The 22,479-nt window shown below is 71.3% G+C and carries 18 protein-coding genes; 11 read left to right on the plus strand and 7 right to left on the minus strand.

The window, feature by feature from the left end; all coding sequences use genetic code 11:
- Positions 1 to 2 precede the first annotated feature (2 nt).
- The gene (locus ABIA35_RS20730; RefSeq protein WP_370358933.1) at positions 3 to 935 is read right to left on the minus strand and encodes a glycosyltransferase family 2 protein; all 933 of its coding nucleotides are present in this window, start codon (positions 933 to 935) and stop codon (positions 3 to 5) included.
- The gene (locus tag ABIA35_RS20735) at positions 919 to 2,070 is read right to left on the minus strand and encodes a glycosyltransferase family 4 protein (RefSeq protein WP_370336069.1); all 1,152 of its coding nucleotides are present in this window, start codon (positions 2,068 to 2,070) and stop codon (positions 919 to 921) included. Before ABIA35_RS20735 ends, ABIA35_RS20730 begins: the two co-directional genes overlap by 17 nt.
- Before the next feature lie 73 nt (positions 2,071 to 2,143).
- On the opposite strand from ABIA35_RS20735, the gene ABIA35_RS20740 reads away from it, so the two are divergent.
- Both ABIA35_RS20740 and ABIA35_RS20745 read left to right on the plus strand, forming a co-directional pair.
- Entirely contained in the window at positions 2,144 to 3,004 is an 861-nt protein-coding gene (locus ABIA35_RS20740; protein WP_370358934.1) for a glycosyltransferase family 2 protein, read from the plus strand.
- 71 nt (positions 3,005 to 3,075) lie between these two features.
- Complete coding sequence (locus ABIA35_RS20745) at positions 3,076 to 4,296, plus strand: glycosyltransferase (protein ID WP_370358935.1); 1,221 nt, start codon at positions 3,076 to 3,078, stop codon at positions 4,294 to 4,296.
- Positions 4,297 to 4,399: 103 nt separating this feature from the next.
- On the opposite strand, the gene ABIA35_RS20750 is transcribed toward ABIA35_RS20745, so the two are convergent.
- From ABIA35_RS20750 to ABIA35_RS20760, 3 genes are all read right to left on the minus strand, one after another.
- Positions 4,400 to 4,789: a hypothetical protein gene (locus ABIA35_RS20750; protein ID WP_370358937.1), complete on the minus strand. Its 390-nt coding sequence runs from the start codon at positions 4,787 to 4,789 to the stop codon at positions 4,400 to 4,402.
- Between the two features lie 72 nt (positions 4,790 to 4,861).
- Entirely contained in the window at positions 4,862 to 6,070 is a 1,209-nt protein-coding gene (locus ABIA35_RS20755; protein WP_370358938.1) for an FG-GAP repeat domain-containing protein, read from the minus strand.
- Between the two features lie 94 nt (positions 6,071 to 6,164).
- Complete coding sequence (locus ABIA35_RS20760) at positions 6,165 to 7,061, minus strand: NAD-dependent protein deacetylase (protein ID WP_370358939.1); 897 nt, start codon at positions 7,059 to 7,061, stop codon at positions 6,165 to 6,167.
- A 140-nt stretch (positions 7,062 to 7,201) separates the two neighbouring features.
- Between ABIA35_RS20760 and ABIA35_RS20765 the strand changes: the two genes are divergently transcribed.
- On the plus strand, positions 7,202 to 8,404 hold the full coding sequence (locus ABIA35_RS20765; protein WP_370336079.1) for a glycosyltransferase: 1,203 nt from the start codon (positions 7,202 to 7,204) through the stop codon (positions 8,402 to 8,404).
- Positions 8,405 to 8,608: 204 nt separating this feature from the next.
- Positions 8,609 to 9,784 carry a hypothetical protein gene (locus tag ABIA35_RS20770; RefSeq protein ID WP_370358940.1) on the plus strand — a complete coding sequence of 392 codons (1,176 nt, stop codon included), beginning with the start codon at positions 8,609 to 8,611 and terminating at the stop codon, positions 9,782 to 9,784.
- 79 nt (positions 9,785 to 9,863) lie between these two features.
- Here ABIA35_RS20770 and ABIA35_RS20775 read toward each other — a convergent pair whose 3' ends face one another.
- Entirely contained in the window at positions 9,864 to 10,529 is a 666-nt protein-coding gene (locus tag ABIA35_RS20775) for a hypothetical protein (RefSeq protein WP_370358941.1), read from the minus strand.
- On the opposite strand from ABIA35_RS20775, the gene ABIA35_RS20780 reads away from it, so the two are divergent.
- On the plus strand, positions 10,488 to 10,841 hold the full coding sequence (locus ABIA35_RS20780; RefSeq protein WP_370358942.1) for an FAD-dependent oxidoreductase: 354 nt from the start codon (positions 10,488 to 10,490) through the stop codon (positions 10,839 to 10,841). The two genes, ABIA35_RS20775 and ABIA35_RS20780, sit on opposite strands and share 42 nt — an antisense overlap.
- Here the strand turns inward: ABIA35_RS20780 and ABIA35_RS20785 are convergent.
- The gene (locus tag ABIA35_RS20785; protein ID WP_370358943.1) at positions 10,819 to 12,267 is read right to left on the minus strand and encodes a hypothetical protein; all 1,449 of its coding nucleotides are present in this window, start codon (positions 12,265 to 12,267) and stop codon (positions 10,819 to 10,821) included. The genes ABIA35_RS20780 and ABIA35_RS20785 overlap by 23 nt on opposite strands.
- A 155-nt stretch (positions 12,268 to 12,422) precedes the next feature.
- Between ABIA35_RS20785 and ABIA35_RS20790 the strand changes: the two genes are divergently transcribed.
- The 6 genes from ABIA35_RS20790 (at position 12,423) to fxsT (ending at position 22,450) form a co-directional block, all read left to right on the plus strand.
- Entirely contained in the window at positions 12,423 to 13,895 is a 1,473-nt protein-coding gene (locus tag ABIA35_RS20790) for an SDR family NAD(P)-dependent oxidoreductase (RefSeq protein WP_370336089.1), read from the plus strand.
- A 189-nt stretch (positions 13,896 to 14,084) separates the two neighbouring features.
- Entirely contained in the window at positions 14,085 to 14,267 is a 183-nt protein-coding gene (locus tag ABIA35_RS20795) for a hypothetical protein (RefSeq protein WP_370336091.1), read from the plus strand.
- A 55-nt stretch (positions 14,268 to 14,322) separates the two neighbouring features.
- Positions 14,323 to 16,422 carry an FxsB family cyclophane-forming radical SAM/SPASM peptide maturase gene (locus ABIA35_RS20800; protein WP_370358944.1) on the plus strand — a complete coding sequence of 700 codons (2,100 nt, stop codon included), beginning with the start codon at positions 14,323 to 14,325 and terminating at the stop codon, positions 16,420 to 16,422.
- Positions 16,423 to 16,513: 91 nt separating this feature from the next.
- Positions 16,514 to 17,170 carry a TIR-like protein FxsC gene (locus ABIA35_RS20805; RefSeq protein WP_370336093.1) on the plus strand — a complete coding sequence of 219 codons (657 nt, stop codon included), beginning with the start codon at positions 16,514 to 16,516 and terminating at the stop codon, positions 17,168 to 17,170.
- A gap of 19 nt (positions 17,171 to 17,189) precedes the next feature.
- On the plus strand, positions 17,190 to 18,377 hold the full coding sequence (gene fsxC, locus ABIA35_RS20810) for an FxsC protein (protein WP_370358945.1): 1,188 nt from the start codon (positions 17,190 to 17,192) through the stop codon (positions 18,375 to 18,377).
- Between the two features lie 53 nt (positions 18,378 to 18,430).
- Positions 18,431 to 22,450: an FxSxx-COOH system tetratricopeptide repeat protein gene (gene fxsT, locus ABIA35_RS20815; protein WP_370358946.1), complete on the plus strand. Its 4,020-nt coding sequence runs from the start codon at positions 18,431 to 18,433 to the stop codon at positions 22,448 to 22,450.
- The last annotated feature ends 29 nt before the right edge of the window (positions 22,451 to 22,479 follow it).

Raw genomic sequence — 22,479 nt, forward strand, 5'->3', positions numbered from 1 at the left:
CGTCAAGGCCCCGGCTTGGCCCGCAGCCGAGCCGGGCTCACCAACGCACGCACCGCAGCCTTGCTGCTGGCCCGTCCGAGCAACGCCCGCGACGCCTCCCGCAACAGCAACGCGCCCCAGAAGGCCGCGACCGCCGGAGCGCTATGCGTGCGCCGGTAAAGCCGAATCCGGTTCACCGTCAGCAGCGTCCACAGCTTCGGCGAGACAAGGGCCTCGCCTTCCAGATGCACCGCGACCGCCTCGGGCGCCAACCGCGTCGACAAACCACGGTCCCTTGCCCGCAAGGCGTATTCCGTCTCCTCGGAGTAGAGGAAGAAGGACTCGTCCCACGGCCCGCATGTCTCGACGCACTCCCGCGACAACGCCATCAGCGATCCGGCGACCCAGTCCGCGCGCGTAGGGCCCTTGTACGCCTGCGGATCCACGACCTGCTCACCGAGGGCGGCGAACCGTCCCGAGCGATTCGCCCCGAGCACCATCTCGCCCACCAGACGCAACGGATTCGGCTCACGCCGCAGGGTTCTGATCATGCGGCCGGTTCCGTCGTACAGCAGCGGCGCGGTGATCCCGGTGCCCGGCCTTTCCAGTCCGCGCACCAAAGCCGCGCCGCACCCCGGCCGCATCCGGATGTCCGGATTGCAGACCAGGACGGCGTCGGTCTTCTCGTCCAACGGACCGACCGCCTCCAGCGCCGCGTTGATCGCGGCGGCGTAGCCGGCGTTGCGTCCCGTCTGGACCAGGAGCGCGTCGGGTGCCTTCGTCCGCACCAGATCGGACGTCTCGTCGGCGGAGTCGTTGTCGGCGACCACCAGCCGCCAGCGCAGCCCGGCCATCCCGGACTCCAGCGAGTCCAGCAGCCCCGGCAGGACATCGGCGCTGTTCCACGTGACCACGACCAGCACGGCCCCGGGCAGTTCCTCAGCGGACGACGGCATCGAGCACCTCCGTCAGCTCGGCCACCCACCGGTCCATCCCGAACTCCGTCTCGGCCAGCCGCCGGGCCTCGCGCCCCATGGCTTCCGTCCTCTCGGTGTCGGCGATCAGCTCCAGGATCCGCGCCCGCAGCGCCGCCGCGTCGTGGGCCGGCACGAACACGCCGTTGACGCCCTCCTCCAGCGCGTCGCGCTGGCCGTCGACCCGCGTGCACACCACCGCGCGTCCCATCGCGAAAGCCTCGATCATGCAGCTGACCCCGTGGTCGGTGTCGCTGGGATGCAGCGGGAGCACGACGAATCGCGAGCGCGCGTACAGGTCCCGCAGCTCCACCGCCGACAGCGGCCCGAAGGTGACGCCTTCCGGCAGCTCGACGCGCTCGCCGCGGTCGCCGAGTTCGGCCCGCCAGCGGTCGTCCATGCCCGCGACCAGCGAGCCGGCGATGTGGCAGCGCACGCCGGTGCCGTCGAGCGCGGCGATCAGGGTGGCGAAGTCCCGGTTCTCGCGGCCGGCGGAGCAGATCATCACCGCGTCCGCGCCGTCCTTGCCGTCTCCACCGTCCCCGCCGTCCGGGTCGTCGGGAGTCCCCGGCTTGGCCAACTCCGGGTCGAAGAACCCGGTGTCCACGACCCACTTCGGCGACACGATCCGCTCCGCGGGCACCCCCAGCTGCTTGACCGCGAACTCGGCCTGCGCCGTGGGCGGCAGGACCATCGTCGTGATCCCCGGCCAGGCGTACCGCAGCAGCTTCGCCTTGGCGCCGGAGGAGATCCAGCTGTAGAGGGTGACGAGCTTGGCGCGCTTGCGGCGGCCGGTGAAGCGCAGCGCCAGGGCCAGCGGCAGGCTCGAGGCCTCGGCGCCCCAGGCGAAGATCGCGTCGTACTTCCCGCGCACGCGGAAGGCTTCGGCGGCGAAGGCCAGCGGGAGCGGCAGCTTGCCGTATATCAGCCTGCGTGTCCGCGACGGACCGGTCAGGAAGCGCTGGTCGAGGACCGTCAGGTCGTAGGGCAGGTCGTAAAGCCAGACCTTCGAGCGCGTCCCGGTCTTCGCCTGTTCGGCGACCTCTTCCAGGTAGGGCGGGAACCAGCCCGCCGACACCATGACCAGGATCCGGGGTTGCTCCAGAGCGTCCGTCACCGGGCCATGCTCGCAAAGCCGGGAACAACCCCACAAGAGCGTTAGAACCCTGACAGGACGCGTGCGGATTCCGATGCGATACTCGGCAATCGTGGTGTCAGTGGTCATCCCCGCGCACAACGAGGCCAGCGTGGTCGGACGTCTGCTCGGCGGACTTCTGGCCGGGGCCGCGCCGGGCGAGTTCGAGGTCTGGGTCGTCGCCAACGGCTGTTCGGACGACACGGCGGAGATCGCCGGCGCGTTCCCGGACGTCAAGGTCCTGGTCATGCCCCAGGCGAACAAGCACGCCGCCATGCGGCTGGCCGACGAGCACGCCGAGGGCTTCCCCCGGCTGTATGTGGACGCCGACGTCGAGCTCGGACCGCGGGACGTGCGCGCCCTCGCGGCGGCGTTCGACGATCCCGGCGTCCTGGCGGCCGGCCCGTCGCGCGCGATGCCCGCCGACCGGCGGCCGTGGACCGTGCGGTGGTTCTACGACGTGTGGGACGAGCTGCCGGTGGTGCGCACCGGGTTGTTCGGACGCGGCGTGGTCGGGGTCTCGCGCGAGGGCTGGGAGCGGCTGCGCGCGCTGCCGCCGCTGCTCGGCGACGACCTGGCCGCCTCGCTGCTCTTCGAGCCGTCGCAGCGCCGGGTGGTGCCGGAGTCCCGCGTGGTGGTGCACCCGCCGCGCACGGCCCGGGCGCTGCTCAGGATCCGCACCCGCGCCCTGGTCTCGACGCTCCAGGCCGCCGACGACCCGGCGCTGTCCTCGGCCTCGGGATCGGCGCGGACCTCGCTGTCCGATCTGCTGGCGGTCGCCGGGGCGGCACCGTTCCGCGCCACGCCGAAGGTCGCCTGGTTCTTCGCGCTCACAGTCGCCACCAAGCTACGCGCTCGGCGCGCGGTCCGTACGAAGGACTTCCGAACCTGGCACCGCGACGACACGAGCCGCTGAGCCGCCGACCAAGATCGAAGTGTCAGTGTTCTGATTCGCGGGTAGCCTCCGGCGACAGGGGGTGGGGAACCATGACAGAACGTACCCGAACACCGCACGCCGTCCTGGTGCTGCTGAATCTGCCCGTGCCCGACGACCAGCGCGCCTGGTCCCAGGCCCTTGCGCTGCGCGCCGACGGCGCGCGGGTCACGGTGGTGTGCCCGGCGATCCGCGGACGCCGGGCCGGACCGGAGCGGATCGACGGCATCGAGGTGATCCGCTTCCGCTCCTTCGAGGGCCAGGGCGCGCTCGCGACGGCGGCCGAGGGCCTGTGGACCGCGGCGGCGGCGGCCCGGGCCGCCCGCGGCGCACTGCGCTCCTCGCACGCCTCGACGCCCCGCATGCTGCAGATCGGCAACCCTCCCGACCTGCTGTTCCCGCTCGCCTGGTGGGCCCGCCGGCGCGGCGTGCGCACGGTCTACGACCAGCGGGACGTGGTCCCGGTGCTGGCCGAGTCGCGCGCCGGATTCAACAGGCTGACACCGCTCTTCCTGGCGGCCGAGCACCGCATGATCACGACCGCGGACGTGGTGATAACCCCTAGCGAGGAGCAGCGGGCGCGGATCCTGAGCCGGTACCGGCGCGACGCGCTGATCATCCGGACGGCCGAGGTGCCGCCGGCAGCCGGCGACGCCGATGCTGATGTCGCAGCCACAGCCGCTCCGGAGCTTTCCGAGCAGAGCGACTCCCAGGCCGACCTGACCATCGGCTACCTCGGCGTCGTCGGCGAACAGGACGGCCTCACCGACCTCCTCGACGCCGTCGCCCTGCTGCGCGCCGACGGCGTCGCCGGCTTCCACGTCGAGGTCGCCGGCGACGGGCCCGCGCTGCCCGCCGCGCGCGCCGCCGCGACGCGCCTTGGCCTGGACGAGCTCGTGACCTTCCACGGCTGGCTGGGGCCCGGCGCCGTCGACACCTTCCTCGGCAAGATCGACACGATGGCCGTGCCCGACCCCGACAACCCGTTCAACCACTTCTGCGCGATGAACAAAGTCACCCACGCGATGGCCCGCGGCATCCCCGTCGCGCTGCGCCCGCTGCGCGAGAACGTCCGCCTCACCGCGGGCCACGCGTACGAGGCCGCCGACATGACCATCCGCGCCTTCGCCGACGCTCTGGCCGCGTTCCTCAAGGACACGCCGGCCTCGCGCGCCGAGATCGCGGCCGAAGCCCGCACCACCTTCGAGGCGCACCATTCGTGGCCTCATCACGCGCCGCGCTACGTCGAGGCCGTGTCTCCCACGCGCCACTGATCGAGCCACTGATCAAGCCACTGGTCACGCCACAGATCGAGTTACAGATCACGCCGCTGATCGCCGAGCGGGCCCCGGCGCTCTCCACCGAGCGCCAGGGCCCTCACTCATTCACTCCCAGTCCCCGCACGAACCCGCCCCGGGCCCGCCATCCCCCGCCGAAGATCGCGTCCCAGTCGAACTCGTCCGGGATCGCGGGCAGCGAGACCACCACCGCGCCCCCGTTCTGTTCGACGGCGTCACGCCAGGCGACGGCGCCCTGCACGCCGTCCGGCTGGCCCATCGTGGGTATCAGGCATCCGCCGTCCGCGCCGTCGAGCACACACACCGAGAACCCGGCCATGAGCGTCCACCCGTCGCAGGTCGGCAGCAGTCCGTCCAGCGACGCCAACTCCGGGAACTCCGCGTGCATCGGCGCGTCCGCCAGCACCAGCAAGGGCATCGGGCCCAGCATGAACCGCGCGTTCTCGCGCGGCAGCAGCATCGCAGTCATCGCGCCACCGTACCGGCAGCAGCAACCTGACGTTCTCCCGGTCGGCACCGGGAGAACGCCGGCCGCCGGGCCTCAGCCGAGTTCGGCCACCCCGGCCCACGCCTTGTGCCCCGAGACCTTCTCCGCCTTGCCGAACCCGCCCCCGGCGACCCCCGGCAGCAGCACCAGGTTGCCGTGCTTGTTCACGGCCCAGATGTCCGGCAGCCCGTCGCCGTTGGCGTCGCCCTTGCTGACCAGCAGCGGATACCGCGCGGCCGTCAGCCCGTGGCCGACCAGCACCCGCGTGGTCCCGTCGCCGAAGGTCCCGTCGGCCGCGCCCGGGTAGAGCCAGACCTGGCCCGTCGCGTCGTCCCGCGCGATCAGGTCGTGCAGCCCGTTCGCGGCGGGCACGATGCCGATGACCGTCCGGCCGCTCCACCCGGCCCCGGCGGTCGCCACCGGCGCGTTGTAGCGGTCCATCACCACCGACGAGTACAGGAACAACTGGTCGCCGACCTTGCCGACCAGGTCCGCCCGGTGGTGCCCGGTGAGGTCGCCGGGCGAGAAGAGCTGCGTGAACGCCGGCCACGCCGTCTGCCCCGACGGCGCGGGCACCAGCACCTCCTGCGACGGCGAGAACCCGCCGAGGCCGTCGCCGAACGCGTTGTACAGGTTGCCGTTCTGGTAGACGAACAGGTCCTGGAACTCCCCGCGCCGCTCGTCGCCGCCGCCGGCGATGAGCGCCCCGGTGAGGTTCGTCCCCGGCAGCGTGCCGACCGCGGGCGCCACCGACCCGTCGCCGCCGCCGGCCGAGAACCGCAGGCCGCCGTCGGCGCCGACGGACAGCAGGTCGGCGTGGCCGTCGCCGTCGTAGTCCGAGTAGCCGTCGACCTGCGCGCTACCGGTGAGGGAGAAGGTGTAGGTCGCCGGCTCCGACACGTCCCCGGCGGCGTCGACCGCCTCGACGGTGAGCGTGTTGGTCCCGAACTGCGCCGAGCGCAGCTCCGGCGTGGTCGCCGTCCCGTCGGCACCGGCCGCGACGTGCGCGTTGCTGCCGGGCGGCGTGGACAGCGTGCCGTTGAGCACGTAGTCGAACTCGACGACGCCGCTGGCGGCCGGCACCGAGAAGGTGAACGTCCCCGGCGTCCGGATCACCGGCCCGGGCTGCCCGTCCGGCGGGAAGACCGCCGAGGTGACGGTCGGCTGCGGGACGACATCAGCAGTGGCCGGACCCGAGGCGAAGACCCCGGCCCCGGCGGCCGCGACACCGGCCGCCAGCAGTATCAGGGCACGACGAGTCAACGGTTGAACCATGGTGGAACCCCCCTGAAGCAAAACCCCGTACTCCCCGAAACCATGGGAGCGCAGTCATCGTACGTCGCGCTGACCTGCTGGGCTACCTCACCTGTCCCGCTGCCCCCACACGCCCCACCAGTTCCACGAGGGCGGCGCCCAACGGAGCCTCTATGCGTGTCGAGGCGTACCTGTCGCCCCGCGTCACACCCTGGTTGACGATCACGACCGGCTTGCCCGCCCCGGCCGCCCGCCGCACGAAGCGCAGCCCCGACATCACCGTCAACGACGATCCGAGCACCAGCAACGCCTCGGCCCGGTCCACCAGCTCGTTGCACTGCTCGACGCGCGCCTTGGGCACGTTCTCGCCGAAGAACACGACATCCGGCTTCAGCACCCCCCGGCCGCAGGCGTCGCAGTCCACCGGCCGGAACCGCAGCACCGCGTCCTCGGCCAGGTCCACGTCGCCGTCGGGGTTGATCCGCGCCGCGACCCCGTCGAAGACCGGATTGGCCTGGATCAGCCGGCGCTCCAGTTCCGTCCGCTCGCTGAACGCCCCGCAGGTCAGGCAGATCACCCGGTCCAGGCTCCCGTGCAGGTCGACGACCTCCGGCAGGGTCCCGGCCGCCTGGTGCAGCCCGTCGACGTTCTGCGTGATCACGCCGTCCACGTGCCCGGAGGCGCGCAGCGCCGCGACCGCCCGGTGCCCGGCGTTCGGCCGCGCCCCGGCCATCGCCCGCCACCCGAGGTGGCTGCGCGCCCAGTACCGCTGCCGGGCCTGCGCACTGCCCGCGAAGTCCTCGTAGGTCATCGGCGTGTGCTTGCGAAGCGCTCCGGATTCGCCGCGGTAGTCGGGGATCCCCGACTCCGTGGACAGCCCCGCGCCGCTCAGCACGACCACCCCGCGCCCGGCCACCAGGTCCACCATGGCGTCCAGGCTCGTCGTGCGCGGAAAAACCTCGCCGGTCGGTTCCCAAGTCAACGTCGGTCGCGTACGCACCACACCAGCGTAAGCGCCGCCCGCTTCGGCGCGACACGCCGCGATGAGCGGGGACCGGCTCCCCTGCGCATTCCGTGGGCGACCGGCGGCTACGGTATGTGCGCGTAACGGACATACCGCCCGTCGGAAGGGACGCCGCCGTGAGCAAGCCTTCGCCTGCGCAGCTACCGTCGATCCTGCCGGGTCCCAGGCCCGACGGGGCGGCCGGGGCAGCGACCCTGGACGAGCGGACCCGCGCCGCCAACGAGGCGGGGCTGAAGGTCACCCGGCGCGCCGCGATCTGCCTGTGCATGATCGTGAAGAACGAGGCGGCGGTGATCGAGCGCTGTCTGGCCTCGGTCCGCGACGTCGTGGACTACTGGGTGATCTCCGACACCGGCTCGACCGACGGCACCCAGGACCTGATCCTCGCGGCGATGGCCGACGTCCCCGGCGAGCTGTACGAGGACCCGTGGCAGGACTTCGGCCACAACCGCTCGCTGAACCTGGACCACGCCCGCGGCAAGGCCGACTACCTGCTCCTGGTCGACGCCGACATGGTCCTGCGCCAGACCGGCGAGCTGCCGGCGCTGGACGCGGACTCGTACATGATCCGCCACAGCGGCGACGTGGAGTACCGCAACAAGCGGCTGGTCCGCGGCGACCTGCCGTGGCGCTACGTCGGCTCCACCCACGAGTACCTCACCACCGACCGCCCCGACCGCCAGCTCCACCTCGACGAGCTGGTGGTCGACCACTTCGCCGACGGCGGCTCGCGCGCCGACAAGTTCGAGCGCGACGCGCGCCTGCTGTCCGCGGACCTGGAACGCGACCCGGACAACCCGCGCACGGTGTTCTACCTGGCCCAGACGCGGCGCGATCTCGGCGAGACCGACAGGGCCGTGGCCCTGTACCGGCGGCGGGCGAAGATGGGCGGCTGGGTCGAGGAGGTCTACTTCTCGCTGCTGCAGATCGGCGAGCTGACCGCGGAGGCCGGCGACTGGCCGGCGGCGATGGACACGCTGATCGAGGCCTGGGAGTACCGGCCGGAGCGGCTGGAGGCGCTGTACGAGCTGACGTCGCGGCTCAGGCTGCGCGGGCGGTACCAGGCGGCTTACGCGTTCGCCAGCGCCGGAATCGGCGAGCCGCAGCCGGACGACGTCCTGTTCGTCCGTCCGTGGGTGTACCGGTGGGGCTTGTTGTTCGAGCTCTCCATCAGCGCGTACTGGGTCGACGACTTCGTCGGCTCGGTGCGGGCCTGCGACATGCTCCTCGCGATGCCGGACCTGCCGGATCTGCACCGGCAGCAGACCGCCGCCAATCGCGAGATGTCCTTGCAGCGGCTCACGGACGCCCGTCGTTGATATGAGGAATGCGGATTCGCGGACCTGCGGGCGCGGCGTGTCGACAATTCTCTGATACGTCCCGCGAGCGTGGCCCGACCTCGGCATATCGGCCGAGTGAGTGAGAAAACGGTAATGCCGTTTCGGCGGATTCCGGCGCCGGGAAATGTGACGTCTGAGACAAGTCGTCAAACCCCAGCTCTACTTCCGAAAGGGCTCTTCAGCATGTCGCAAGACTCTCAGAGGCCGGTGGGGACGCTCCAGAAGTGCGTCATGGTCACCACCGGCCTGACGGTGCTCGCCGGCGCCACGCTGACGGTGGTCGGCGGCGGGCACGACACGGCGCACAACAACGCGGTCCGCACCGAGGCCTCCGCGAGCACCACGCCGCTCATGGCCGCCCCGGTCAGCGTCGCCGCGTTCTCGACGCCTATGGCGGCGCACCCGGCCGCGCTCTCGGCCCCGCACGCGGCGCACGTGGCGGAGCGGACGACGCTCAGCGCCGCCGTGCGCCCCGCGCTGCACGAGGCCGCGATCCACGAGACCTCGGTCCACAAGGCCGCGGTGCACAGCGCGGCGGTCCACCGGGCTGCGGTGCACAACGCGGCGGTCCACGAGGCTGCGGTGCACAACGCGGCCGTCCACCAGGCCGCGGTGCACAACGTCGCGGTCCACAAGGCCGCGGTCCACCAGGCCGCGATCCACCACGCGGTCACGCCGAAGTCCGACGGGATGCCGCTGCCCCCACCGGAGCCTCCGCACGAGTTCGCGCCGCACCGGCACTTCGAGCGGCATTTCCACCACCACATGGAGCACAAGGCGTGCCACCACCGGCCGCACGAGAAGTGCCAGTGCGTCGGGAAGCCTGGCCCCAAGGGCGAGCGCGGGCCGATCGGGCCCGCCGGTCCGACTGGTGCGACTGGTGCGACCGGCCCGGCCGGGCCTGCCAACGGTCCCACCGGACCCACGGGTGCCACGGGTGCCACGGGCGCGACCGGAGCGACCGGGGCCACCGGCCCCGCCGGCCCCGCCGGCCCGGACATCGACATCGTCTGGCACAGCGCCTCGCAGGGCGAGCAGGTCGGCCTGAACAACAACGTGCTGAACTACCGCTTCGTCAACGGGTCCCAGGTCCGCAGCCCGTTGCCCCAGACGCTGTCGGCACTGCCCGGCTACCCCGGTACCACGGTGGCCCCGGCGGCCCCGGTGGTCGACGTCTCCGAGACCATCCAGAGCGACACGCTCTTCGTCGACGTCGTCACCAGCACGGGCAACGCGGCAGAGCTGATGTGCAAGCTGAACGGCATCACCGGTTTGGACAACGGCGCCCCGGCCATCTTGGCCTGCAACTCGGGCACCATCGCGAACCCGCAGTACTGGAAGGTCATTCCGTTCCCGTAAACCGCATCGCTCTGTCCGGCACCAGTTAGGCCCAGAACGACCCCGCCGCATCCGCGGCGGGGTCGTTCTTCGTCTCGCCTCACGCCTTCACGGCATCGGTGCGCTGTCCGGCGGCGGCATCAGAACCGGCCCCGGCCCCGGCGCCCGATCCGGCCGCCCGCTGGACCCCGGGCAGCGTCAGCGACAACAGCACCGCCACCGCCGAGAACCCGACCGACCACCAGAAGGCCGTGTGGAACGCGTCCACCGGCGTCCTCGGATGCGCGGCGACCCCCTCCTGGAGGATCACCGCCAGCACCGCCGTCCCGAACGACCCGCCGATCTGCTGCGCCGTCCTCGTCAGCACACTGGAATGCGGGATCTGGTCCTTCGCCAGCCCGACGTACCCGGCGACCATCACCGGCATGGTCACGGCGCCGAGGCCGAACCCGCGCACCACCATCCACACCCCGAGCTGCCACTCGGCGGTGTGCGGCCCGGCCAGCGCGAACGGGACCGTCGCGACGGCGACGATCGCGAAGCCGCTCAGAGCGATGACCCGCGCGCCGAGCCGGTCGATCGCGCCGCCGGTGACGGTCCGCGACAGGATCGTGCCGACGCCCTGCGGGACGAGCAGTACGCCCGCGGACAGCGCCTCCCCCTGCTCCGCCCGGACACCACACCGGCCGCGGACATCGTCGCCGCCACGAGCGACCAGCTCACGGTGACCAACGCCGTCGACCTGCCCCCGGGCCTGCGCTGGCACACGCCCCGCGCAGTGCTCATCGGCGACGCCGCCCACGCCGCCTCACCGGCCACCGGCCAGGGCGCCTCCATGGCCCTGGAGGACGCGGTGATCCTGGCCAAAGCCCTGCGCGACGCCCCCACCCCGGCAGCGGCGTTCGCCGACTACGACCGCCTACGCCGCCCGCGCGTCGAGACCAACATCGCCTCCAGCGCCGCCCTGAGCGCCGGACGCCCGCCCGCGAAGCCGCAGACGCCGCCGCTCACCGCCGAGGAGCTGATCGGGCAGCTGTCGTGGACGGCGCCGCTGCCTAGTGGCACACGATCCCAGTGATCTTCATCGTGGTGAGGTCGACGGTGTAGGTCGCCGTGCCGATCGTGGGAGTGTCGGCCTGGTTCCCGTCAGTGGGCGCACCCACGACGCTGATACCGACGGACTCGTTCGTCCCCGTCACCGTACCGATGCCCTTCGCGACGACACCGAACGGATCCTTGGCGACACAGAGCAACGGGATCTTGCCCGTTGTGGACAGGTCGGTCTGGAACGCGTCGGCCGACGCGAAGTACGGTGCCACCTCCGACGTGGGCTTCGCGCCGGAGCTGACGAGGGAGCGCTCGCGGACGTAGGACTGAAGCGCGTACATCACCAAAGCGTCGGCGGGGTCGCCGCCATAAACGTGCGAGTCCTTGCCGGCGGCTGCGGGGTCCGAGGCCGGGATCGACGGCAGTCCCTCGCAGATGACGCGCTGCACGTCTCCGGAGGACGGATCCACGAAGAGGTTCGCAGGATTCGGATACGTGATCTGGTCGTAGGAGAAGCGCCAGGCGGAACCGGCGGACGTGGTTACCGGAGCGTAGAAGACCCAGCTGCCGGGCTCGTACTGCGAGCAGACGTTCCATTCGCCGCCGAAATCGGGCGCGGGCGCGTCTTGGGAGGTGGGCGCGTAGGCGTGGCTCGACGTGATCTGCTTGCTCGGTATCTGGTTCTTGCCGTAGGTGCTCAGGACGAAGGCCAAGCCCGGATAGGCCGGCATCGCCGCCGTCACGCACTTGATCGACTCGATCTTGCCGCTCGCGTCCACGGCGACCGACGCCGCCTTGGAGACGAGCTTGCCCTTCTCGAAGAGATCCACCCGCACCGTCGCCCCGGACCCCGAATCCGCCGGGACGGGCGTCTCGACCACGGCGAGCGTCGGCGCCTTCGCGCCACAGGTTGCGCCGGCCATCGGCTTGCCCGCGGAGCTCCAATAGGTGTGGAACTGCGAAGCGCCGGCAAAGAGCGTGGGCGCCACAGCCGCATCAGTGGATATGTGGCCGTTGGGGTCGAGCGCGTGCTGGACGAGTCCGTAGAACGTCCCGACTCCCGCGCCGCCGATCGGTGCCGTCAGGCCCGCCTGGACCTGCAGGGTAGTCGGGGGCGCCGACGACTGCGTGCTGGACGGCGTCGTCGCGGCGGCCGCGGGCGCTTGCGAGGTCGGGCCGCCGGCCGCCGGCGTCGCAGACTTCTTGCTCAGCACGCCGGACTCGACGATGCCGAAGCCCCCGCCTGCGAGCACCACGATGGCCGTGGCGACTACGAACGGGGCCCGCGACCGGCGCCCGCCGTTGCGCGCGTCCTGGGGCTGGCGCCGGCCCTCGCCCTGACCCCGGCCCTGGTACTGCGACCGACGCCCGGCGTATTCGTCACGCCTGCCGTATTCGCCGTACTCATCGCGCTCCCCATACTCATCGCGCTCGCCATACTCATCGCGCTCCCGCACTCCCGGCCCTCCCCATCGCTCGACAGTCCCCGCCGTATGACGTCCGACACGGAACAAGGTTCGTGCCCGTGACCGAACCGTGATCGCGGGGCCGGGCGCAGATCGCGACCGGTTACAGTTGACCCGGCCCGATCCCAGCAGAGAGCCCGAATGCGATGAACCCAGGACCCGACGTGACCGAGACCGCCGAGTCCCACCCCGGTATAGACCCCGAGCGCATGCGCCTGGTGCTGGCGACGCTGGCCGAGCTCGACGAACTGCCGCTGGACCACCCGCAGGCCGTCGAGCTGCGCCGGGCGACCTCCGGCGTCTACCGCGAGGTCAAGCGGCGCCGCCGTCAGGAGACCCGGTCGGCGAAGACGGAGAACGACCGCGCCGTCACCGAACGCACCGCGACGGGCGCCGCGTCCCGGATCGACGACGAGACCCAGGGCCTGCAGCTCACCAGCGGATCGACCGGCGCCGTCGCCGGATTCCTCGAGCGTGCGCGCTCCTGCTACGTCTGCAAGACCCGCTACGTCGAGGTCGACGCGTTCTACCACCAGCTGTGCCCGGGCTGCGCGGCCGAGAACCGGGCACGCCGCGACGCGCGGACCGACCTGACCGGCCGCCGCGCGCTGCTGACCGGCGGCCGCGCGAAGATCGGGATGTACATCGCGCTGCGCCTCCTGCGCGACGGCGCGCACACCACGATCACCACCCGCTTCCCCGCCGACGCGATCCGCCGCTTCACGGCGATGCCGGACAGCCGCGAGTGGCTGCACCGGCTGCACATCGTCGGCCTCGACCTGCGCGACCCGTCCCAGGTCATCGCGCTGGCCGAGGAGACGGCCGCGGCCGGGCCGCTGGACATCCTGATCAACAACGCCGCGCAGACCGTCCGCCGCTCCCCCAGCGCCTACAAGGAGCTGATCGACGCCGAGGACGCGCCGCCGCCGGCCGGCGAGCTGCCCGCCGTGACGACCCTGGGACGCTTCGACCTGAGCCGCCAGCCGATGCTGCCCGCCCAGGCCGGCCCGCACCGCGCGAAGCTCAGCCCGCAGGCCCTGACCGCACTGGCCCTGACCTCCGGCTCGGCCACCGCCGCACTGATCGAGGCGGGCACCGCGATCGACGCCGGCGGCCTGGTCCCGGACCTGGACGACGCCAACAGCTGGAGCCGCAAGGTCCAGGAGGTGGACCCGATCGAGCTCCTGGAGGTCCAGCTCTGCAACGTGACCGCGCCGTTCATCCTGGTCAGCCGCCTGCGCCCGGCCATGGCCGCATCGACCGCCCGCCGCAAGTACGTGGTCAACGTCTCCGCGATGGAGGGCCAGTTCGCCCGCGGCTACAAGGGCCCCGGCCACCCCCACACCAACATGGCCAAGGCCGCCCTCAACATGCTGACCCGCACCAGCGCCCGCGAGATGCTGGACCAGGACGGCATCCTGATGACGGCCGTCGACACCGGCTGGATCACCGACGAACGCCCGCACCCGGACAAGGCCCGCCTGCACGACGCCGGCTTCCACGCCCCGCTCGACCTGGTCGACGGCGCCGCGCGCGTCTACGACCCGGTGGTGCGCGGGGAAGCGGGAGAGGACTTGTTCGGGGTCTTCCTCAAGGACTACCGGCCGCATCCCTGGTGAGGCGCGGCCGGCACGGCCGGGCCGCCGTCCGCGACCAGCGGGGTTAATGAGACCCCTGATATCCCTGTCACCCCGAAACCCCCGCGACCTCCCCGAAACGCCCCTCACCGCACCGCTCTCACCTTGCCACCGTCCGGAATCGGCGCAATGCTTCCCAGAACGGCACCCACCGCAGCTCAGGGGGAACGCATGAAGACGTCCGACCGGCAGCCTCAGACCAGTACGCACGAGACGTTGGTCTCGAAGGTCGCCGACCTGAACGGCGTTCCGCTGCGGCGAATCGCGCCGGAACCCGCGTCGGCGGAGGGGACACAGGTCCGGGACGTCGCCGCGAAACAGGTATCCGTGGCCGCGTTCGACGCCTCGATCTGAGCGTCAGGCTGGCTTCGCCTTGAACGGTTCCGTAAGACCGTTCTCGTTGTTCGTGGTGAAGATCCAGAGCCGGTGCAATCTCGCGTGCACGTACTGCTACATGTATGAACACGCGGATCAAAGCTGGCGGACGCAGCCCGTCGCGATGAGCGAGGAGATCGTCGCGAGCCTGGCCGCGCGCATCGGCGAACACGCCGCCACGCACCGGCTCCCGGCGGTCGGGGTCGTCCTCCATGGCGGGGAGCCGCTGCTCGCAGGCGGTCCGCGCATACGGTGGATCGCCGAGCGCATCCGTGCCGAGCTGCCCCCGACGACGCGGCTCGGACTGCACCTCCAGACCAACGGCGTGCTCCTCGCCGCCGCCGCCGGCGAGGAACTGTGCCAGACGCTCGTCGAAACCGGGGTCAAGGTCGGCATCTCGCTGGACGGCGACCGTGCCGCCAACGACCGACACCGCGTCCACCACAACGGGACGAGCAGCTTCCAGGAAGTGGTCAACGCGGTCCGCCGGCTGGGATCGCCTCGATACCGGCGAGCCTTCTCAGGTCTTCTGTGCACGATCGATCCGGAGAACGACCCGGTCGAGAGCTACCAGGCGTTGTCCGACCTGGATCCCCCACGTATTGACTACCTTTTGCCCCACGCGAACTGGGATGTGCCTCCGTCTCGGCCGGCGGAAGCAGGCGCGACACCGTACGCGGACTGGCTGATCGCCGTACACCGCCGTTGGTCGGCGGACGGGCGGCGGCTGCCCATCCGGGTGTTCGACTCGATCCAGTCGGCGCTGGCCGGCGGGGAGAGCCTCAAGGAGGCTCTCGGCACAGAACCCTGCGATCTGGCCGTCGTCGAGACCGATGGATCGATCGAACTCGCCGACTCCCTGAAGACCGCGTACGACGGCGCCCCGCGCACCGGCTTCCACGTCCTGAAGCACTCGTTCGACGAAGCAGCCGCGCATCCCGGGTTCGCCCTGCGCGAGACCGGAGTAACAGGGCTCTGTCATACGTGCCGACAATGCCCGGTCGTCGAGATCTGCGGCGGCGGGCTCTACGCGCACCGGTACAGCAAGGACAAGGGATTCGACAACCCGTCGGTGCACTGCGCCGACCTGTTCAAGATCATCACCTATGTGAAGGAGGCATCGCCGCCGGACTCGGCGGCCACCGGAACCGGCGCCGCCCATGAGATGTCGGGGACCTGCTTCGACAGCCTCGCCGCGGGGCTCGGCGACGTCGTCGCGATCCGGCAGCTGGCGGCCGCCCAGCAGAGCATCAACCGCGGACTCCTGGACCGCGTGTTGACGGCGTCGTGCGAGCGGGGCGAATACTCCCGGCGGCCCTGGCAGGCCTTCGACGCCATGCAGCGCGACGATCCGCAGAGGTATCGCAAGGCCCTGCTACATCCGTTTCTCCGGGTCTGGGCCTCGCGCTATCTCGACGCCACGCCCGGATCGCCCGGAGTGGAGTACCTGAGCTCCCCGACCGCCGATCACCGGCACCGTCCGCGGCTCACGGCCGGGGATCTCACCGTCACGCTCGACAACGTCGACCCCTGCCTCGACTGCTACGGGAAGCCACTCGTCGACCGCCTGGATCCCGCGGCACTCGCCGCCTGGCAGCACATGTTCGCCGAAGCCTGGCAGCTCATCGCCACCGAGTACGCCGACTACGCGCCGGCCATCGGCGCGGGGCTGTCGACCATCGTCCCGCTTGCGCCCCGACCCGGCGCGCAGACGAGCGCGACGGCCCGCCAGGCGTTCGGCGCGATCGCGATAGCGCTTCCCGACACCGCCGATGACCTGGCCTTGCTCATCATCCACGAGTTCCAGCACGTCAAGATCGGCGCCTTGATGGACATGTTCGATCTCTACGATCCGGCCTCGCCGCTGACGTTCCCCGTCCCGTGGCGCCGGGACGAACGGCCTCCCGAGGCGGCACTCCAGGGGCTCTATGCCCATGCCGCTGTCGCCGACGTCTGGCGGACCCGATGGCTGCGTACCTCGAACACGGATTCGGAACGGTCCACGGCCGGGAAGCGGTACGCAACATGGCACCGGGCCGTCGCGCAGGTCGCCGGCGCTCTCCAGGTATCAGGGGTGTTGACAGGGCTGGGCGAACGCCTCGTGGCGGGCCTGGCCGAACACGCTCGTCGATAACCCTGAAAATGTTTCGCAGAATATTGCTTCGCCGCCTCCGAACGGTACACTCCGCAGTGCGTCGGCCCGGCTGGTCGGAAGGAATCCACAAGTGACAGAGGAAGAAAGGGAGCGCCTTGCCAAGGCTCCCTACTTTTTCCTGAGTTACGCACGGATGCCTCCGCACAACGACACCGGAACAATCAGCGGTGAGCCCGACAAGGACGTCATCGAGTTCCATCAGGACCTGTGCAACGCGATCCGCCACCTGGCCGCCGTCGAGCCCGGGGCGCGGGCCGGCTACCTGGACCGCGCCATGGGAACCGCGACCCGGTGGGAGGTCGCGGTGCAGGAGGCCCTGGCGACCTGTCGAACCTTCGTCGCGCTCTACAAACCGGCCTACTTCGAGAGCAGCTGGTGCGGGCGGGAGTGGGCGGCGTTCGAGCGCCGGCAGCAACTGGCCCGGCAGGCGGGCTCGATCGCCTACGACGCGATCATCCCGGTGCTCTGGGCCGATGAGGCCAGCTTGCCCGATCCCCTGCCCAAGGCGGCCAAGCCGGTGCAGTATGAGGACGCGGGGCAGCCCTCGAGCTACCGGCTCCAGGGGCTCTGGGAGTTGCGCTTCGGGATGTACGACCTCGAATACAAGCGGACCACGATTGCTATTGCCCGCACCATACTCAAGATTGCGCGGTCGACACAGATCCCCCAGTGCGACATCTCGGAGTTCTCACAAGATGACAACGCCTTCAGTTCGGTATCGGAATGACGTGAAGGGACAGAAGGGTATGGCGGGCTCTCGACCGTCCGGTGACGAACCGTCCGTCCACGAACCGCTGTTCTTTCTCAGTTATGCCCGCCCGCACGAGTCCGAGGCGGAGCATCCCCGGGAGGAGCCGGATCTCTTCCTGACCTTCTTCGACGACCTCACCCAGCGGATCAGTACCCTGTTGCCGGGCGAGCGTCCCGGCGACCTGGGCTACGCCGCCTCCGCCGTCGCGCCGGGACAGTCCATACTGCAGGCCCTGGCGATGTGTCACGTCTTCGTGCCGCTGATCTCCCCTCAGTACTTCAGAAGCCGGTTCTGCGGACTGGAGTGGTCGGCCTTCCGCAAGCGAGTCGGCACCCGGGACCTCGCGCTCCACTTCGTCCCGGTGACCTGGGCGCCGGTGGAGCAGGCGGACATCCCGCCGGACGTCCTGGAGATCAACTTCCAGACTCCCCGCCAAGGCCGGGCCGACATCACCGAGGGCCTGTACTCGCTCATGGTCGACCGCGCCCCGGGCAGCGACTACGACCGGGTCGTGAGGAACGTGGCCCGGACGATCAGCGAGGCCGCCCGGGAACACCCGCTGCCGGCCGGCACGCCTGCCGCGCTGCGGAGCCTGCCGAACGCCTTCCGGGCCGCGCCCACCCGCCTGCGCCTGCGGATCGTGATCCTGGCCCCGACCCGGGACCGTTCCCCGGAGGGCCGGACGGCCGTCGAGCACTACGGCCCCACCCAGACGGGCTGGGCCCCGTACGACGACCGCTGGGACCGCACGCTCGCCGCGGACGTCAAGACCGTCGCCGACCGCCTCGGCTACGACCCCGAGATCGTCGCGTTCGACGACGTCGCCCCCGCGCTGCTGGCCGGCACGCTGGCCGGCGCGCCGACCATCCTGCTCATCGACAACTGGGCCCTGCTCGACACCGGCTGGCGGGACCAGGTCGCGGCCTACGTCGATCCGGCGGCCAAACGGCCGGCCTGGGAGACGTTCATGGTGGTCCGGGACGAGAAGGACCCGCAGACCCGGGAACGCGGCGCGGACCTGCGGGCCGCTGTGGACGAGACGCTGGGGGCGAGCCTGCAGGCGATGCAGACGGTCGTCCAGCACGCGGCGTCCGGGAACGGCCCGCGCGAACGCTTCCCCTCGCATTTCTCCACCGTGGCCGAGTTCGCCGCGGGCCTGTTCCGCTTCCGGAGGTCCCAGTGACCGGCGGCGCGCGGAACGGCAGTGCACTGGTCGACGACGACGGAGGTGTGACCATGACGGGCTCGGAAGCCGCCGACGGCCGGATCGTGACGTTCTACAGCTACAAGGGCGGCACCGGCCGCACCATGGCGCTGGCGAACGCGGCCTGGATCCTGGCCGCCGCCGGGCACCGGGTCCTGATGATCGACTGGGACCTGGAGGCGCCGGGCCTGCACCGGTTCTTCGAGCCCTTCCTCGGGGACGGGCGGCTGCGCGACGTCCCGGGCATCATCAACATGATCGACCAGTACTGCGACTCCGCCAACGCCCGGCGGACCGGAACGGACGGCACGGAAGGCACAACCATCGACCCGGTCGCATGGTGGGCGGAGAACGCCCACGTGTCCGACAACGCGGTCGAGCTGGACTGGGACTTCGAGTCCGGCGGCAGCCTGCACTTCATCCGGGCCGGACGCACCGCCCCGGTGCAGTCCGCCGGGATCCCGGCCATGGACTGGTTCACGTTCTACCACCACCTCGGCGGAAACGCGTACCTGAAGCAGATGCGGCTCCAGCTCAAGCAGGCGTACGACTACGTCCTGATCGACAGCCGCACCGGGAACAGCGACATCGAGGACATCTGCACCAAGAGCCTTCCCGACGACCTCGTCGTGTGCTTCACCCTCAGCGGCCAGAACATCGACGGCACAGCGATGATGGCGGTCGAGGCCTACGAGAACCGAGCCACCGACTGGCGGCGCCCCCCGGTCCGCATCCTGCCGGTGGTGACCCGCGTGGACGACTCGGACTCCGACCGGCGCGACACCGGCCTGGCCGTGGCGCAGGCCCGGTTCGCGCCGTTCGTGAACCGGATCGGCTCCCACGATGCCGCGACCTACTGGAACCTCGCGCAGATTCCTTACAAGGCGCTCTACTCCTACGAGGAACTGCTCGCCGTCTTCGGCGACTCGCCCGGCAACCCGCAGTCGGTGCTGGCCGCGATGGAGCGGCTGGTCGGACTGATCACCGAGGGCGAGGTGACATCGCTGGCTCGGATGGACGAGGGCCTGCGGCTGCGGCACCGGCAGAAGTTCTTCCGGCGCGCACCGGTCGCGCTGGCCGACGTCTGCATCAGCCACCTGGCGGCCGACCGGACCTGGGTGGCGTGGCTGCGCTGGCTGCTGCGCGGCGCGGGCCTGGAGACGTCCGTGGACGAGGCGTCCGCGGCCGACGGCCGGGCCCTTGACCCGCTGACCGCCGAGCAGATGCGGTCGGCCCCCTACACCCTGGTCCTGGTGTCCGGCGCCTACCAGCAGTCGGCGCTGGGCCGGTCGGTCTGGGCCAGCCGCAACGACGTGCCGGCCCAGCCGACCCAGCTGGGCAAGCTGGTGGCGCTGCACGTGGAGCCCCCGATGGCGGGCGGCGCGCTGCGCTGGTCGCCGTCGGTGGAGACGGTGAACCGCAGCGAGGTCGACGTGGCCGGCTCGCTGCTGGCCGCGCTCGGCTCGCCGATGACCGCCGAGCAGGCGCTGACCGAGGCCGAGCGGATCGGGCCCCGGGTCCGGTACCCCCGCTCCCGGCCCGACCACTGGAAGGTGCCGAACCGGGTCGTCCGGTTCACCGGGCGCGAGGACAGCCTGGCCCGGCTGCGGAACCAGCTCACCGCGGGCGTCCGGGGCGACATGACGCACGCCGTGCTCGGCATCAGCGGCATCGGCAAGACGGCGCTGGTCGTGGAGTACGCGCACCGCTTCCAGCACCACTACGACGTGGTCTGGTGGATCCGCGCCGAGCACCTCAACTTCGTCACCGAGGACCTGGCCGAGCTCGCCCGGCGGCTGGGCCTGGAGGTCCAGAACGTCGGCGAGGCCGCCGACGCCGTCCGGGAGGACCTGCGCGCCGGCCGGCGCGGCGGGCGCTGGCTGCTGGTGTACGACAACGCCGAGGACCCGGAGCAGCTGCTGGACCGGTTGCCCTCGGCCGCGAACGGCCACGTGCTGGTCACGTCGAACAACTCGAAGTGGTCCAGCGCGGTGCCGGCGATGGAGATCGAGGTCTTCGACCTGGCCGAGAGCATCGACCTGCTCACCCGCCGGGTCCCGGGCCTGTCGGAACAGCACGCCAAACTGGTCGCCGTCGAGGTCGGCAACCTCCCGCTGGCCGTCGAGATCGCCGGCTCCTGGCTGGCCGAGACCGGGATGCCCGTCGAGGCCTACCTGGAGCTGCTGCGCAGCGACCCCGCCGCGACGCTGGAGCGCGGGCACGCCTCCGGGTACGACCGCTCGGTCATCGCCGCCTGGCGGCTGAACGTGGCCAAGATCGGCGAGCTGTCCCCGGGCGCGGAGCGGCTCCTGCAGCTGCTGGCGTTCTGCGGCCCCGAACCGGTCGCGGCCAACCTCGTGTACGGCGACGCCATGAGCCGCGCCCTGCTGCCCTATGACAGCAGGCTGCGCTCCGGCAAGGGCCCGATCGGGCAGTACGTGCAGCTGCTCAACAACTACGGCCTGGTCACGGTGCCGCGCGGCACCGACAAGCCGCTCCAGGTCCACCGGCTGATCCAGCAGGTGGTCCGGGACGAGATCCCGGAGCCGGCCGACCGGGAGGCGCTGCGCCGCGCGATCCACGAGGTCCTGGTCGCGGCCCGGCCGCCGCAGGGCGATGTGGACAACGCGAAGACCTGGCCGGTCTACGCCGAGATCTGGCCGCACCTGGTGCACTCCGAGGCGCGCCGCGGCAACGCCGAGACCCGCCAGCTCTACGTCGACCGGGTCCGCCACCTCCGGCTGCGCGGCGAGCCGCGCCCGGCGGCCGAACTGGCCGAGGAGACGGTCGCGCTGTGGGAGGCCGATCCGGACATCGGGCCGGACGACGCGCGCACTCTGAGCATGCGCTTCGAGCTGGCCAACGCACTGCGCGCGCTGGGCGACCCGGCCCGGTCCCTGGAGATCAACACCGACGTGCTGGAGCGCCAGCGGTCGCACCCGGACCTCGGCCCGGAACACCTGGCGACGCTGATGACGGTCGGCGGGCTGGCCTCCGACTACCGGGCCCTGGGCCGTTTCCAGGAATCACTGGCCCTGGACCGCGCGAACCATGTCGACTTCCTCACCCACATCGGCCGGGACCACTCCCGGACCCTGCTGGCGGCCAGCAACCTGGCCGTGGCGCTGCGCGCGGCGGGCGAACCCTTCGAGGCGCTGAAGATCGACCAGCAGACCCTCGACGACCGCCGGGACGTCCTGGGCGAGACGGACTTCCTGACCTTCAAGTCGGCCATCAACCTGGCCCGCGACCTGCGGGACTGCGGCGACCGCAGCGGCGCCCTGGAACTGCTCAAGGTCACCTACCGGGACGCCCGCGAAGCCCTCGGCGACGACGCCCCGGCCACCATCGAGGCGGCCCGGGCCCTGTCCACCAGCTACCGCAAGGCGGGCGACTACACCGAGGCCGGCAAGCTGCTGGAGCGGCTCCGCGTCCAGCTCGGCGCGCCGGAGTCGGTGCAGTCGGTGCCGCAGCTCGGCTACGCGCTCAACGCCGCCGCCCACCGCGCCGGCAGCGGCGACGTCCAGGGCGCCCTGGACCTGGCCCTCACGACGCTGCAGAAGTACCAGGACAAGCAGCCCCACCACCCCGACACCATGGTCTGCGCCAACAACGTCGCGATCTATCTGCGGCGCCTGGGCCGCACCGAGGAGTCGCTGGAACGGCTGCGTGTGACGTTCTCGGAACTGACCACGGCGCTGGGGTCGACCCATCTCAGCACCCTGGGTTGCGCGATCAACCTCGGGAACGCCCTCGCCGAGACCGGCCACCTCGACGAGGCCGAGGAGCTGTACCTGGCGACCGCCAACCTCCTGCGCACGGTGCTGGCGCCGGCCGAGCCCGCGGCCCGCGAGAGCCACCCCGATCTGCTGGCGTGCCAGGCGAATCTGGCGATCACCTGGCACGAGACCGGCCGGGAGGACCAGGCCGTGACCGAGCGGGCCAGGGTGCGCAAGCTGATGGCGGCGACCCGCGGCGAGAAGCACCCGAGTACGTCGCGGCTGGACCGCTGGGAGCGGGCCGACCGGGAGCTGGACGCGACGCCGCTGTGAGGCGCGGTCATCGCTCTGGCTGGCGCGAC

It is taken from the genome of Catenulispora sp. MAP12-49 (assembly GCF_041262705.1).
GTDB lineage: Bacteria > Actinomycetota > Actinomycetes > Streptomycetales > Catenulisporaceae > Catenulispora.